The 14,777-nt window shown below is 39.0% G+C and carries 17 protein-coding genes and 1 pseudogene; 14 read left to right on the forward strand and 4 right to left on the reverse strand.

Features of this window, described 5'->3' with window-relative positions; genetic code table 11:
• Positions 1 to 9 precede the first annotated feature (9 nt).
• The 6 genes from yhbY to BK584_RS01360 are packed head-to-tail and all read left to right on the forward strand — an operon-like array spanning position 10 to position 3,408.
• Positions 10 to 306 carry a ribosome assembly RNA-binding protein YhbY gene (yhbY, locus tag BK584_RS01335; protein WP_078390921.1) on the forward strand — a complete coding sequence of 99 codons (297 nt, stop codon included), beginning with the start codon at positions 10 to 12 and terminating at the stop codon, positions 304 to 306.
• Positions 307 to 321: 15 nt separating this feature from the next.
• Positions 322 to 897: a nicotinate-nucleotide adenylyltransferase gene (locus tag BK584_RS01340; protein ID WP_078390922.1), complete on the forward strand. Its 576-nt coding sequence runs from the start codon at positions 322 to 324 to the stop codon at positions 895 to 897.
• Positions 881 to 1,483 (forward strand): bis(5'-nucleosyl)-tetraphosphatase (symmetrical) YqeK, encoded by a 603-nt coding sequence (gene yqeK, locus BK584_RS01345; RefSeq protein WP_367579277.1) that lies wholly within the window; start codon positions 881 to 883, stop codon positions 1,481 to 1,483. The genes BK584_RS01340 and yqeK overlap by 17 nt, the downstream gene beginning before the upstream one ends.
• Positions 1,473 to 1,805, forward strand: a complete 333-nt coding sequence (gene rsfS / locus BK584_RS01350) for a ribosome silencing factor (protein WP_054712310.1) — start codon at positions 1,473 to 1,475, stop codon at positions 1,803 to 1,805. Before yqeK ends, rsfS begins: the two co-directional genes overlap by 11 nt.
• Positions 1,802 to 2,662 (forward strand): CvfB family protein, encoded by an 861-nt coding sequence (locus BK584_RS01355; protein ID WP_078390923.1) that lies wholly within the window; start codon positions 1,802 to 1,804, stop codon positions 2,660 to 2,662. The genes rsfS and BK584_RS01355 overlap by 4 nt, the downstream gene beginning before the upstream one ends.
• Positions 2,659 to 3,408 carry a class I SAM-dependent DNA methyltransferase gene (locus tag BK584_RS01360; protein WP_078390924.1) on the forward strand — a complete coding sequence of 250 codons (750 nt, stop codon included), beginning with the start codon at positions 2,659 to 2,661 and terminating at the stop codon, positions 3,406 to 3,408. The genes BK584_RS01355 and BK584_RS01360 overlap by 4 nt, the downstream gene beginning before the upstream one ends.
• Positions 3,409 to 3,456: 48 nt before the next feature.
• On the opposite strand, the gene comER is transcribed toward BK584_RS01360, so the two are convergent.
• Positions 3,457 to 4,281: a late competence protein ComER gene (comER, locus tag BK584_RS01365; protein WP_078390925.1), complete on the reverse strand. Its 825-nt coding sequence runs from the start codon at positions 4,279 to 4,281 to the stop codon at positions 3,457 to 3,459.
• An 88-nt stretch (positions 4,282 to 4,369) separates the two neighbouring features.
• Between comER and BK584_RS01370 the strand changes: the two genes are divergently transcribed.
• From BK584_RS01370 to BK584_RS01380, 3 genes are all read left to right on the forward strand, one after another.
• Positions 4,370 to 4,975 (forward strand): helix-hairpin-helix domain-containing protein, encoded by a 606-nt coding sequence (locus tag BK584_RS01370; protein ID WP_078390926.1) that lies wholly within the window; start codon positions 4,370 to 4,372, stop codon positions 4,973 to 4,975.
• A 69-nt stretch (positions 4,976 to 5,044) separates the two neighbouring features.
• On the forward strand, positions 5,045 to 5,626 hold the full coding sequence (locus tag BK584_RS01375) for a ComE operon protein 2 (RefSeq protein WP_078390927.1): 582 nt from the start codon (positions 5,045 to 5,047) through the stop codon (positions 5,624 to 5,626).
• Positions 5,623 to 7,917: a DNA internalization-related competence protein ComEC/Rec2 gene (locus BK584_RS01380; protein WP_139365588.1), complete on the forward strand. Its 2,295-nt coding sequence runs from the start codon at positions 5,623 to 5,625 to the stop codon at positions 7,915 to 7,917. Before BK584_RS01375 ends, BK584_RS01380 begins: the two co-directional genes overlap by 4 nt.
• A gap of 41 nt (positions 7,918 to 7,958) precedes the next feature.
• Here the strand turns inward: BK584_RS01380 and BK584_RS01385 are convergent, their stop codons facing one another.
• The gene (locus tag BK584_RS01385; RefSeq protein WP_078390929.1) at positions 7,959 to 8,096 is read right to left on the reverse strand and encodes a YqzM family protein; all 138 of its coding nucleotides are present in this window, start codon (positions 8,094 to 8,096) and stop codon (positions 7,959 to 7,961) included.
• Between the two features lie 348 nt (positions 8,097 to 8,444).
• Between BK584_RS01385 and holA the strand changes: the two genes are divergently transcribed.
• On the forward strand, positions 8,445 to 9,470 hold the full coding sequence (holA, locus tag BK584_RS01390; RefSeq protein ID WP_078390930.1) for a DNA polymerase III subunit delta: 1,026 nt from the start codon (positions 8,445 to 8,447) through the stop codon (positions 9,468 to 9,470).
• 88 nt (positions 9,471 to 9,558) lie between these two features.
• Here the strand turns inward: holA and rpsT are convergent, their stop codons facing one another.
• Positions 9,559 to 9,825 carry a 30S ribosomal protein S20 gene (rpsT, locus tag BK584_RS01395; RefSeq protein ID WP_078390931.1) on the reverse strand — a complete coding sequence of 89 codons (267 nt, stop codon included), beginning with the start codon at positions 9,823 to 9,825 and terminating at the stop codon, positions 9,559 to 9,561.
• A gap of 211 nt (positions 9,826 to 10,036) precedes the next feature.
• Here rpsT and gpr point away from each other — a divergent pair, with 211 nt between their 5' ends.
• The 3 genes from gpr (at position 10,037) to lepA (ending at position 13,583) form a co-directional block, all read left to right on the forward strand.
• Complete coding sequence (gene gpr, locus BK584_RS01400; RefSeq protein WP_078395324.1) at positions 10,037 to 11,137, forward strand: GPR endopeptidase; 1,101 nt, start codon at positions 10,037 to 10,039, stop codon at positions 11,135 to 11,137.
• A 187-nt stretch (positions 11,138 to 11,324) separates the two neighbouring features.
• Positions 11,325 to 11,651, forward strand: a complete 327-nt coding sequence (locus BK584_RS01405; protein ID WP_078390932.1) for a hypothetical protein — start codon at positions 11,325 to 11,327, stop codon at positions 11,649 to 11,651.
• Positions 11,652 to 11,759: 108 nt separating this feature from the next.
• Positions 11,760 to 13,583 (forward strand): translation elongation factor 4, encoded by a 1,824-nt coding sequence (gene lepA / locus BK584_RS01410; protein WP_078390933.1) that lies wholly within the window; start codon positions 11,760 to 11,762, stop codon positions 13,581 to 13,583.
• A gap of 91 nt (positions 13,584 to 13,674) precedes the next feature.
• Here the strand turns inward: lepA and BK584_RS25485 are convergent, their stop codons facing one another.
• On the reverse strand, positions 13,675 to 14,271 hold the full coding sequence (locus BK584_RS25485) for a site-specific integrase (RefSeq protein WP_169870982.1): 597 nt from the start codon (positions 14,269 to 14,271) through the stop codon (positions 13,675 to 13,677).
• Here BK584_RS25485 and BK584_RS24985 point away from each other — a divergent pair.
• Positions 14,263 to 14,777, forward strand: a pseudogene (locus tag BK584_RS24985) (transposase); the annotation flags it as partial. The gene BK584_RS25485 and the pseudogene BK584_RS24985 overlap by 9 nt on opposite strands.

Raw genomic sequence — 14,777 nt, forward strand, 5'->3', positions numbered from 1 at the left:
TAGATCAGAATGTTATCAAATAAACAAAAAAGGTTTTTGCGAGCAGAGTCACATAACATCCAACCTATTTTTCAGGTGGGCAAGGGTGGCGTGAACGAGAATATGATCGTACAAATCAACGAAGCGTTGGAAGTAAGAGAACTTATAAAGGTGAGCATTCTCCAGAACTGTATGGAGGACAAGCATGAAGTGGCTGAAGGGATCGTAAATGGAACTAAAGCGTATCTTGTCCAAGTTATTGGAAGCATGATTATTTTGTATAAACCTTCAAAAGAGAATGCGAAGATTCATTTACCAAGGAATTAATAAGGAGGAGTAGGCGTGAAGCGAGTTGGGCTGTTTGGCGGCACCTTTGATCCTCCGCATATTGGACATATGCTTATTGCTCAAGAAGCGTTGTCTGTAGTTGAGTTAGATGAAATTTGGTTTATTCCTGTTTCTACCCCTCCACATAAAAAGAGAGTAGGGTTAACGAGTGCTAGAGACCGTTATCAAATGGTAGAGGCGGCTTTGTCGGATGAACCTCGATTTAAAACAAGCGATATCGAGCTGAAGCGTCAAGGGAAATCATATACAATTGATACGGTACGTCAATTAAAGAATGAGTATCCAACACATGACTTTTTCTTTTTAATCGGTGGAGATATGGTCGAGATGCTTGAAAAATGGTATCAGATTGATGAATTGAAGAAGTTAGTCACTTTTGTTGCATTCAATCGTCCAGGTTCAGGTAGTGTAGGTAACGAAGAGTTGCATGTTGTGCCATTTATAGAAGTGAATATTTCGTCTTCATTAATTCGAGAACGTAGTCAAAGCGGCAAACCAATTCGGTATTTTGTGCCATCTAAAGTAGAAGAGCTGATTAAGGAGAGAGGTCTTTATGGCTATGACACCTGAAGAGGCATTGCAGGTTGTCCATACTCATTTAACACCTTCTCGCTATAAGCACACGTTAGGTGTGAGAGAGACAGCAATTGCACTTGCCAAAAAGTATAAGGCAAATGTTCAAAAAGCGGAACTTGCAGCGATTCTCCATGACATTTGTAAATATCATGATAATGAAGAAATGAAGAAAACCGTAACGACTATATTAAATGAACCTCATTGGGCACAATATGGGGAAGCGTTGCTTCATGCTCCATGTGGAGCGTTATTCATACAACAACATTTAGGTATTGAGGATGAAGAGATTTTACAAGCAGTCAAATCACATACCACTGGTCGCGCGGATATGTCGTTACTAGAAAAAGTCGTTTTCGTGGCTGATTATATTGAGCCTAACAGAAAATTTCCAGGTGTGGAGACTGCTAGGGATTTAGCAAGCAGAGATTTAGATGAGGCATGTCAATTTTCATTAAAGCAAACAATGCTTTATTTGCTCTCAAAAGAGTTGCCAATCCATCCGGAAACAATGTCAGCGTACAATTTTTATATATTGAAAGGGGAAAAAATAAGTGAATCAACATTTACTAATGGCGGTTGAAGCCATTGATGATAAACGTGGGCAGCAAATTGCCGCTTTAAATATGGAGGGGATTTCACCGATCGCGGATTATTTCGTAATCTGCCACGGGAATTCTGAAAAACAAGTTCAGGCAATTGCTCATGAATTAAAAAAGAATGCACAAGAAATGGGCATTGAAATAAAGCGCTTAGAAGGTTATGACCAAGGACGTTGGGTATTGCTTGATATTGGTGATGTTGTTGTCCATATATTCCATAAAGATGAACGGCTTTATTACAACCTTGAAAAGTTATGGGGCGATGCAAGCCGTGTCGATCTGGGAGAGGTCTTAACAGGATGATGAAACCAGGCACCACGGAAGCTCTAACCGTTGTTCGTCAGGCTGAATTCGGCTTTTTCTTAAGTGATGGGGAAAACGATATACTTCTTCACGAGAGAGAGGTAACGGGAACGATTGCAGTTGACGAAACAGTAACTGTTTTTTTATATCATGATCATCAAAATCGGCTTAGTGCAACAATGGCTCAACCGATAATTAAAAATGACGAGATGGGCTGGCTTGAAGTTGTTGGTGTAAGACCGACACACGGTGTATTTGTCTATAATGGCATCTCAAGAGATCTTTTTGTTTCAATGGATGAACTGCCAACTGACCGAAATGAATGGCCTGCTGTAGGAGATAAGCTGTTTTGCTCACTAACTTGGGATAAAAAAGGAAGATTGATGGGCAAGCTCGTTAAAGGAAGCCCGATTACTTCACAAGCCATTCTAGCGGATGATTCTTGGTTGAATCAGAACGTAAAAGGAACAATCTATCATTTTCTCGATGAGGGAGCAGCACTATTTATTGAAAATGGACCAATTGCATTCCTCCATCAAGACGAAGCAAATGGGATTCCTCGGTTGGGACAACTTGTGCATGGTCGTGTTCAGTTTGTACGAGATGATGGCCGTGTTAATATTACACAACGGCAGTTACGAACGGATCAACAGAAAGACGATGCGGATGTTATTTTAGCTTTTTTAGAGGCGCGTAAAGCTGGCGGGATGCCTTATACTGATAAATCTTCTTCAGAAGATATTCATGCGCGTTTCGGTATGAGTAAGGCTGCTTTTAAACGTGCTTTAGGAAAATTGTACAAGGAACGCAAGATTGAACAACGTGATGGATTTACCTATTTGGCGGAGAAAAAATGAGTTACGAGCATTTTTCCTCATACTATGATTTATTAATGGAGCATGTTGAGTATGAAGAATGGCTTCGTTATATGGAACGCATTTTTTTGGAACATAATGTGAATGTTGATCATGTACTGGATCTTGGTTGTGGCACTGGAGAATTGCTTTTGCTTATGGACCAAAAGGGTTGGCAAGTTACTGGGGTGGATTTATCAGAAGAAATGCTTTCCATTGCGCAATCGAAACTTCAGATGGCTGGTGTCACCCCGCAACTATATCAAGGCGATATGAGCGAACTACCACCGTTAGGTTTATTTGATGTGATTACAATCTTTTGTGATTCATTAAATTATTTAGACGATGAAGAAGCGGTAAAGCGTACGTTTGCATCTTGTTATAAACAATTAAAGCCAGGTGGTATGCTTTTATTTGATGTTCACTCTCCTGCAAAGATAAAGGCATTTGATGGAGCTGTTTTTGCTGATGCATCTAAAGACGTATCGTATATTTGGACGAGTTTTGCTGGGGAAAAACCACTAAGTATTGAGCACGAATTGACTTTCTTTGCATTAACAAAAAACGGTTATTATGAACGAGTGGAAGAATTGCATAAAGAACGTACTTTCGAATCAGGTATTTATAAGTCATGGTTGGAAGATGCAGGGTTTTCACTAGTAGAAATAACGGCTGATTTCTTAACGAAACAACCTACAGACGAAAGTGAACGACTTTTCTTTGCTTGTCGAAAAATAGATGCAGGATAAAAAAACAAAAGAACGAAATGAGTAAAGGTAGGAATTGAGATTCCTACCTTATTTGTATGAAAATTCAACAGTTAGCTTTTCTTTTTCATCCAGATATTTTTTTTGAGTCTGCTTAAATAATTCATTAAATCCACTACCAACCATCTGTTCAAGTACTTCAATCCCTACTCCTGTTATTCCTCCTGGAACACAAACCCGTTTTTGCAAAGTAGGCAATGTATAATGCTCTTGCTCTAAAAGCTTGCCGAGACCAATGAGCATTGAAGTTGTTAGTTCTGTTGCTTCTTCTTCTGTGATGGCAGTTTGACTGACTGCTCCCTCAATAAAACGCTGGGCTAAGTACGAGAAGAAAGCCGGTCCACAACTGACAATATCTGACGACACACGTGTTATTTGTTCTTCAATGTGAAGGGGTTTTGAAATTGAAGATATAAACTGTGTTAAACTGTCTCGATCTTTTGGACTGCATTTTTCTCCAAAACTTAAAAGCATTGATCCTGAACGGGCACGATTTAAAATACTAGGAATAGCACGACATGATTTACATGGTAGCGCTAAATCTAAGTCTGCGATCGAAACAGGGCTTGTTATAGAAATTGCCAATTGGTCTGTGTCAACAAGTGGTGCTAGTTCTTTAAACAAGTTTGGCATATCTTTTGGTTTGACACAAATAAACAACCACGTGCACTTTTTCACTAATTCTTCCAGTGTAAATGCAATTGTCACTTTCGGAAATGCGTTTTTTAAAGCCTCCGATTTCGCTACACTCCGATTAATGACAACTATGTCATTTTGTTCAACCGCTTGCGCATCAATCAAACTCTCTACTAGCATACTCCCCATGCTTCCAGTGCCGATAAAACCGATCGCCATACGCTCACCTTCCTTTTCTCAGCTCTTTTTAGGTTATGCTGTACAGCTTGTTTGTCATTCCGATAATAAATAGAAAGGAGCTCAAATCGTGAACGAACTAGTGAGAAAACCGATTTTTATTTATAGTGGCATTGCTGTTGTAATCATTATTTTGCTGAGCGTGTATCTGCTAACAACACAACCGGATAATGAAAATGAGCTGCTTGAAGAACCAGATTGGATTGCACAAGAAAAGAGAGAGGAGGCTGCAGAAGTTGAAAGTGATACGCACATCGTTGTTGATGTAAAAGGAGCGGTTGCCGTTCCGGGAGTATATGAACTCACAAATGAAAGCAGGATACATGAAGTCATTCATCTTGCAGGAGGGTTTTTAGATGAAGCAGATCGGGATAGTGTTAACTTAGCTTTGAGGGTTAGTGATGAAATGGTTCTCTATATACCTTATGAAGGAGAAGAACAAGAAATTAATCTGTTAGTACACAATGGGGAGATCGCTTCAGCACTTGTTAATCTCAATACAGCTACTGAGTCAGAATTGCAAACATTACAAGGCGTTGGCCCCGCAAAAGCAGCTGCAATTATCCAGTACCGTGAAGAGAATGGTCTATTTAACACAATAGAAGAGATTACAAATGTAAGCGGGATTGGAGATAAGTCTTTTGACTCTCTAAAAGACATGATTTCAGTGCAATAAACGACATTAATTGACGGCTAGCCGTTTCAACACTACAATTTAGACATGTTTAAGAAAAAGGAGAACGTTATGGAACGAATTTCTTGGGATTTATATTTTATGGCACAAAGTCAATTACTCTCATTGAGAAGTACTTGCCCGAGGCTTAAAGTAGGCGCAACAATTGTTAGAGATAAACGGATTATAGCTGGAGGGTACAATGGTTCTGTTTCCGGTTCTGACCATTGTTTAGATCAAGGTTGCTACGTGGTTGACAATCACTGTATTCGTACAGTTCATGCCGAAGTCAATGCACTATTACAGTGTGCAAAATTTGGTGTTCCGACGGAAGGTGCGGAAATGTACATTACACATTTTCCGTGTATTCATTGTGCAAAATCGTTGATTCAAGCGGGGATTTCAAAAGTTCATTATGCTAAAGATTATAAAAATCAGCCATATGCAGTCGAGCTTTTTAAAGAAGCTGGTATAGAATGTATAGAAGTGGAAATCGACGACACTGTAGTTGATCAGCAATTTCACGAAAAATTAGCTTTAACCACATCTTTATTACAAGATTTAGAGCGTTTAGGTGCTACAACTGAAGAGCTAGAAGCATATGCAAGTAAAACGAAGAAACTCTATTTTGCGCAACCGGTGACAGATGAGTGAATAGGCTTTGCATATGCATGTTGTCAGCTTCTGCTGCTATCGCGCTTGTGCTAAGATCAAATAATGAAGTTTTTATCCTTCTAATTGCAGCAACAGTAATTCTTGCAGGAACCGGTTTTAGAGAAAATCGAATAAAGACTGTTGCTGCAGTGCTGTTGCCTTTTTTTTCATTTTTTGTTATTTCTACGTTTCACCAATCCATGAATAAAACTAACCTCTCCGCTTCAGAGACAGAATTGATCTTTACGATCTATGATCGCCTTCATTTAAATGGAAACCAAATTCGAGGAACAATTAAAACAACTGCCGGTGAAAAAGTGATGCTTGCTATGCATTTATCTAATGAAAGTGATACAGAACTTGCTTCCTATCGTCCAGGGCAAAGTTGCTATGCTTCTGGTGTGTTAAAATCTCCTTACTCGGCGCGTAATCAATATGCGTTTGATTACAAACGATACTTATTAGAGCAGCGTATTCACTGGACTTTTGAAGCAAAACCAACTACGTTCAATTGTGTTGAAGGAAACCGGTTGTTATGGCAACGACTTACGGCATTTCGAGCACAATTAATTGAACAATTAGTTGATACATTACCAGAAGGTTCGAGAGGAATTGTGGTTGCGCTCACATTTGGGGACAGACGATACGTTGATCCGGATGTTTTACAGGCGTATTCAACACTTGGCATTATTCATTTGTTAGCTATTTCTGGACTTCATGTAGGAATTGTAAGTATGAGCTTGTTCTACTTACTTATTCGATTTGGAATGACTAGAGAGCTGGCAATGATGATCATGCTTATCGTATTGCCCATTTTTGCTCTTTTAACAGGGGCAGCACCACCCGTTATTCGCGCTTCTTCAATGTTATTTGTTTATTATCTCCTGTTATTGACGCGAATAAAAATTCATCCATTTTATGGGTTTTCCTTTATTTTTTTTAGTTATTTAGTGATAGATCCTTATAAATTGTTTCAATTGGGGTTTCAATTATCCTTTTTGGTTTCATTCTCATTAATCCTTTTGAGAAAAGCGATTGAGGTTCAATCGCACTCTTATTTTACTCGTTTATGCTCCGTTACATTAATTGCCCAATTGTCGGGACTTCCTTTAATTCTATATCATTTTTATGAATGGTCTCCTTTAAGTTTAGTACTCAATTTGCTCTATATCCCATTTGTATCTCTTTTTGTACTTCCGTTAAGTTTTATCGGTGTAATCTTGCATTTTCTTATCCCGTTTCAGCTGAATCCATTTATTGTTTTGCTTGACTTGATCCTTGTACCGATTCATGATGGAGTGCTTGTTCTTGGCAGAAATGCATTTGAATGGGTCATTGGTCAGCCACCTTTACTATGTATAGCAGCAATGTATGCGGCTATCATTTTCATGGGAATGATGTGGGAAAATAATAAAATACGATTATGGGCGTTGTTTCTACCAATCATCGTTGTCATCGCCATAACCATTTTTTTACCCTATACACGAAGTGGTGTAGTCGTGACGATGCTCGATGTAGGTCAAGGAGATTGTATTATCATTGAATTCCCTTATCGGAAGGCAGTTTATGTCATTGATACAGGTGGCCATCTAGATTTTGGGAATGAAGAGTGGATGAAGAAAAGGGCACAATTTAATACTGGAAAAGACATTGTTACCCCTTATTTAAAGGCAAAAGGAATTTCTACGATTACGGGTCTTATTCTCACACATGGGGATCACGATCATATTGGTGGTGCGGCTGAAATCTTGAATGAAATCGATGTTAAGGAAGTTTTTTACCCAAACACAGCTATAGAAAAAGACAATGAAATTGAACTTCTAACTTCGGTTCACCATTCAAGTGCCAATCTTCAATTTGTTATAAATGGTGATTCGATTAATGAACACTTTTATGTACTTCATCCAACTAGTGAACAGCAGTGGTCAGGTAATGATAGCTCCATAGTACTATTTGCGGAATTAGATGGTATATCGTTTTTGTTTACTGGTGACTTGGAAGAGGACGGAGAGAGAATGTTATTACAGCAATATCCAAACATAAAAGCGGATGTCTTAAAAGTTGGTCATCATGGAAGTATCACGTCAACTTCAGATGAGTTGTTAGAGATGGTTTCACCTAGGATTGCTCTTATTTCGGCGGGGGTGAATAATCGATTTGGTCATCCGCATCCCGATATCGTTGCAAAACTAGACGAATTAAACATTGATATACTGCGAACAGACCTGCATGGATCAATTGAAATGAAAATCGTTAATGGAGATGTAAAGTGGGAAAAAACGGTGGATTGACAAAAAAGGCAGAGTGATCTGCCTTTTTCTTGTGTACTTAATTAATAATAGCTAACCACGTCTGCAATATTGGCAATAATAAAGATGATTGCAAAAAAAGCAAACGAGGCAATAAAGCCGACGGCAGAAGGAACAATATCATTCGCTTTGTCCTGAACGTCCTTTTCAAACTTATTCATGCGGCACCTCCTGTATGAGCTAAGTATACGTGATTTGTCCATAAATGAAAAGGCTCTCTAAACGGATTTCTAGTACAAAATAGTATGAGTCTTAATACTGGTATGGCTATATTTCGATAGGTTCATACATGGAAAACGAAGTCGATCACGGCACCACTTCTAAAGATTTTGCATAGGATAAGGCAGAAAGAGTAAAAAATACCGAATCGCCCTCCCGCTTTTAACGAGAATTCCTAGGATCTACGTTAAAGGCGTTTATCATAGATGCAAGAGAGGGGTGGCTCTCTCTTGCCCATCTTTTCACTTCAGTCTAAAATAGATTGAAGGACATGTTATAGGAGAGTACATATGAGCGTAACGAAAATAATGAATGACTTATCAACTAAAACGTTAAAACCAATTTATTTTTTATATGGAACAGAACAATATTTAATTGAACAATTTCTTCAGAATGTGCACGAAGTGCTCTTTACTGAAGATGATGGCGAATTAAATGATGTGCGATTTTATTTAGCTGATACGCCTCTCGAACAAATTATTGAAGAGGCGGAAACAGTGCCTTTTTTTTCAACTAGGAAATTGGTTGTCATACAGGATTTTTATTTGGCAACCAGTCAGAAACCGCCTTCTAAAATTGAACATAATGTAGATTCAATAGAAGCGTACGTAAATGAGCCAGCAAGTGAAACGGTCTTAGTTATCGTTGCCCCTTATGAAAAACTAGATGAAAGGAAACGAATAACAAAACGGCTGAAAAAAGAAGTTGAAGCAATTGACGTTAGTCCGCTTAGTGAAGAAAATGTTTATAAATGGATTCAATCAATTATGAAAAAAGAGCACTTTGAAATTGAGACAGAAGCCAAGGAACTGATGTTTCAACGTGTGGGTGCCAATTTAATGCTTATGCATCAAGAACTTAATAAGTGTATGTTGTATGCTAAGGATGTAAAAAGAATTACAAAAACTGATGTTGCTAATATGGTTGCAGAGACAGTTGAACAAAGTATATTTACCGTTATTGAATTTGCAGCAAAAGGACAAGCAGGTAAGGCTGTACATACTTATCATGGGTTGTTACGGCAAAAGGAAGAACCACTTGCGATCTTAGCATTGCTTACAAGGCAGTTTAGGATTTTTTATCAAGTAAAAGTGAGGGCTTCTAAAGGGTATACACAAAAAGAAATCGCTTCTCAATTAAAAGTACACCCTTATGTCATTAAACTGGCAATGCAAAAAATGAAGTCTTTTTCAATAGAAAGCTTGCGCTTAGCTATTATCCATTGTTCCGATACTGATTATGGTATTAAAAGTGGACGTCTAGAAAAAGAAATGGCAGTTGAATTGTTGTTAATTCGCTTAAGTGAAGCAGGTTAATAAAATAAAAAACACCAATCACATTTGTGATTGGTGTTTTTATTAAAATAGATCACGGGTTGCACCCATGATCCGTACTTCAGTCTTACTATGCAGTCAATCCGTTTAATTTCTTCGCTAGGCGAGATTTTTGACGAGATGCAGCATTTTTATGGATAAGACCTTTTGTAGCGGCTTTATCAAGCTTTTTCGTTGCATCAACAAACGCAGCTTGTGCTTGTTCTGCATTGCCAGCTTCCGCAGCAGTTTCAAAGTTCTTAACTGCAGTACGAAGAGCAGACTTTTGAGCAGTATTTTGAGCACGACGTTTGTCATTTGTTTTTACACGTTTAATCGCAGATTTAATGTTTGGCATTAATTTCACCTCCGTCATAAACGGCCCATAAGAAAAGGCCATCTCTAAAGCACTGATACGACAGTACAACACTCTGCATTTTACCAAAACTAGTGGTTTAATGCAATACAAACTATTACTAAAGTAGAATTGATGAATGTTTTTTTCAACTCGAGGGACAATATGGTGTAGTTCAAAGAAGAAAGGAGCGGTGTAAGTGGAAGAGCTTAATATGGAACCTTTTCAAATTCGCACAGATTTAGCACTTGAAGCGCATGAAATGGTTGTTGAGCAACAACAGAAACAAAAACAAAAAGAACCATCACATGTTGGAGATGTTGTTGTCGAAGAAGAAACAGTGGATGGCGTTAAAGTGACGAAAGTGATAATTGGTGAAGACGGGGCGAAGCGCCTACAGAAGCAGGCAGGAAACTATTTAACGTTTGAAGCGCAAGGAATTCGCAGAAAAGACACAGATTTGCAAGCTGATATGGAGCGAGTATTTGCACGTGAGTTTGCTTCCTTTTTAATAAGGTCGGGTGTGAAAAAAAACGATACTTGTTTAGTTGTAGGGCTTGGGAATTGGAATGTGACTCCGGATGCGCTAGGTCCACTAGCTGTAGAAGAGTTGCTTATTACAAGACATTTGTTTGATTTAGCTCCAGAAGAAGTGCAAGATGGGTACCGATCTGTAAGTGCTGTTACACCAGGAGTAATGGGTGTAACCGGTATTGAGACAAGTGATGTTGTCTTTGGTGTTATTGAAAAGATTAAACCTGATTTTGTTATCGTTATTGATGCTCTAGCCTCGAGATCGATTGAACGAGTGAATACGACAATTCAAATAGCGGATACGGGTATTCATCCTGGAAGCGGTGTGGGTAACAATCGGAAAGCTATGAATCAAGAAACACTTGGTATTCCTGTAATTGCGATAGGGATTCCAACAGTAGTGGACGCTGTTACAATTACTTCAGACGCGATTGATTTTGTATTAAAACATTTAGGTAAGGAAATGAGAGAAGGAGATAAACCATCAAGACGTCTTGCTCCAGCAGGTATGACTTTTGGTGAGAAACGAAAATTATCTAAGGAAGACTTGCCGGATGAGAGCGGAAGAGAAGCTATTATGGGTATGGTCGGAGGACTTGGCGATGCCGAAAAGCGACAGTTAATTCAGGAAGTATTGGCTCCTCTTGGTCATAACCTTATGGTTACACCAAAAGAAATAGATGTATTTATAGAAGATATGGCTCATGTTATTGCAGGGGGATTGAATGCAGCATTGCATGGAAGAGTCGATCAAGATAATGTCGGTGCTTATACACGATGACAGTTGATGGTTAACCATCAACTGTTTTTTTATGTTGTTCTGTTTATTTATTTAATTGCATAGTATGTAGCTAAGTAAGAGTTAAAGGCAGGATGAGGCTAGGACAAGCCTGTTTTGAATAATCGTTAGGACAAGATTTATTTAAAATAATAATTCCATCTTAACTTAAAATAAAGGAGGAAGGTTCTTGAAAAAGTGGCGTAACCGATTTTCTCTAATCGCAATTAGTTTATTATTTGGCGGGATGATGGGAGTGCAGCTTATGAGTGAGCATGCCGGCTTGAATGAACCAAAACCCCTAATCATACCGGAACCCCGTATCGAAGAACCCAAGGATGTAGTTATAGATATAGAATCTAAGCAGCAAACTGATTCTCGTAATTTGGGAGAAGAAGAAGGGATGTCCAACTTCTTTTCCGACTTAGGATTTACGGTAGCAACAGGAATGGAAAATGCCACGAGGTCTGGACTTGAAGCATTTATGGGAGCTATTAGAAATGGAGTTAGTAAATAAAATCAACTGAAAAAAGACGAAGCTGAAAGCTCTTATTGATGCGGAGTGTCTCCCTTGCTATAATAGGGGATAGTGTATACGTACGTATTTTAGGGGTGAGCCAGACGAATGAATAATGAACAAAGACTAGAGCGCCAGTCGAGGATACGCAATTTCTCGATTATCGCCCATATTGACCACGGAAAATCGACGCTAGCAGACCGGATCTTGGAACGTACTGGGGCTCTTACAGACCGTGAAATGAAAGATCAGACGCTTGATGCAATGGATTTGGAGCGAGAGCGTGGAATTACAATTAAATTAAATGCTGTCCAATTGAAATATAAAGCGAAGGACGGAGAAGAATATATTTTCCATTTAATCGACACACCAGGACATGTCGATTTCACTTATGAAGTTTCGCGTAGCTTAGCCGCATGCGAAGGAGCACTCTTAATTGTAGACAGTGCGCAGGGGATTGAAGCCCAGACTCTGGCGAATGTGTATCTTGCTCTTGATAATGATTTGGAAATTCTTCCTGTCATTAATAAAATTGATTTGCCAAGTGCAGAACCAGAGCGAGTGAAAAAAGAAGTAGAAGATGTAATTGGGTTAGATGCTTCTGACGCAGTCCTTGCTTCAGCTAAAAACGGGATTGGTATTGAAGAGATACTAGAACAAGTAGTTGAAAAAGTACCTGCTCCTGATGGTGATCCCGAAGCGCCTTTAAAAGCTCTGATTTTTGATTCACTTTACGACCCGTACCGTGGGGTAATCGCGTACATACGAATTATTGAAGGAACGGTTCGACCTGGACAAAAGATTCGCATGATGCAAACAGGAAAAGAATTTGAAGTAAGTGAAGTAGGTGTGTTTACACCTAAAGCGGTGAAATGCGATGAATTGACAGTCGGAGATGTTGGATTTCTGACAGCTGCTATAAAAAATGTTGGAGATTCTCGTGTTGGGGATACGATCACGAACGCAATAAATCCAGCAACTGAAGCTTTGCCTGGTTATCGGAAGATGAACCCAATGGTATATTGCGGTCTTTATCCAATTGATACAAACGATTATAATGACTTACGTGAAGCGTTGGAGCGACTTGAGTTAAATGATGCTTCCCTGCAATATGAGCCGGAAACATCGCAAGCACTTGGTTTTGGTTTCCGTTGTGGTTTTCTTGGTTTGCTTCATATGGAAATTATCCAAGAGAGAATCGAGCGGGAGTTTGGGATCACACTAATTACAACAGCACCATCCGTGATTTACCATGTGACGCTCACTGATGGTGAAATCGAAAAAATTGATAACCCATCTAACATGCCGGATCCTCAAAGAATCGAACATGTAGAAGAACCTTATGTAAAAGCAACTGTCATGGTACCCAATGATTATGTTGGTCCTGTAATGGAGCTTTGTCAGCAAAAACGAGGCGTATTTGTGGACATGCAGTATTTAGATGAAGTGCGTGTCCAAATTGTATATGACATCCCGCTTTCAGAAATTGTATATGACTTTTTTGATCAATTAAAATCAAATACGAAGGGATATGCATCGTTTGATTATGAATTAATTGGTTACCGTCAGTCCAAGCTTGTGAAGATGGATATCTTATTAAATGCAGAGAAAGTAGATGCTTTGTCTGTCATTGTTCACCGTGATTCTGCCTATGAGCGTGGTAAAATTATTGTGGAAAAACTGAAGGAACTTATCCCGCGTCAGCAATTTGAAGTTCCCGTTCAAGCAAGTATCGGCACGAAAATTATTGCTCGTTCAACAATTAAGGCAATGCGAAAAAATGTACTCGCTAAATGTTATGGTGGAGATATTTCTCGAAAACGAAAACTACTCGAAAAGCAAAAAGAAGGTAAAAAGCGGATGAAATCCGTAGGGAATGTCGAAGTGCCTCAAGAAGCATTTATGGCTGTCTTGCGCATGGACGATAACTGAACCTGATTTAACAGGCTTGTGTTGAATCGATATTGATTTGATTAGTTAATTCCCCACCGTACAGCCACCCTAGGTGTTCGGCGGTGGGGGATTATTCATACATAGCTCTCTCAAAAATATCGACTGTCTCATTTTGCATTTTCTCTGTTAGATGAGAGTAAGTATCTAGAGTAATACTTATTCTTGAATGACCTAATCGAGCTTGTATATCTTTTGGTTTTGCTCCGCTTTCTAAAAGTAGCGTTGCATGAGTATGTCTTAGTGAATGAAAGTTGAAATCAATTTTAAGGACCTCTCGTAATTTACTACCGCTATATTTGCAACTAGAAGGGGTCACACACACTCTATTTTCTTTTGTGCATACAATGTTACTCCTTGTATAAAACTCTCCGTAAGCGAGCTTATTTAGCCTCTGACGCGACTTTTGATTTTTGAGTATATTAATTAAGGTTGAACCAATTTTTATTTCTCTGTATGAGGCTGATGTTTTTGGGGTTCCCAAAACCCATTCTTGATTTTTATTAATAAGAATCTTATCTACTATAATTAATCCTTTATCTAAATCAACACAATCCCACGTAAGAGCACTTACTTCACTTACTGAATCGGCTACACTAAATTGGACAACGTTTTTGTGGGGGATTATACTGCAGGTAAGAACCCATAAGGAGCGAGTGTCATGACCCAACCAAAACGAGAACGTCGAACGTTTACACCTGAATTTAAAAAACAGATGGTTCAGCTGTATCAGAGTGGAAAATCACGAGCTGCGATTGCTCGAGAGTATGATTTAACGCCGTCTTCTTTAGATAAATGGATCAAACAAGCAACGACCACTGGGTCGTTTAAAGAGAAGGATAATCAATCTGCACAAGAGAAGGAACTCCAACGATTACGTAAAGAATTGGCTCACGCCAAAATGGAAAATGACATTTTAAAGCAAGCCGCGCTGATCATGGGACGAAAGTAAATGTGATTTGGAATAATGCTCACAAGTACTCGGTATCAGCAATGTGCGCCGTCCTAAACCTCTCTCGAAGTACGTATTATTATGCGATTGAATCATGGCCAGCCAAGGGTTGGTTTCCGTTTATACCGTTGCGAAATACAAACCCAAAAGAACACCGAGTAACGAGGCGGTCATTGCCAACAAGTTAAATCGCTCGTTTGCACAAGAAGAAGAACGACATAGTA

It is taken from the genome of Shouchella patagoniensis, assembly GCF_002019705.1.
GTDB lineage: Bacteria > Bacillota > Bacilli > Bacillales > Bacillaceae_D > Shouchella > Shouchella patagoniensis.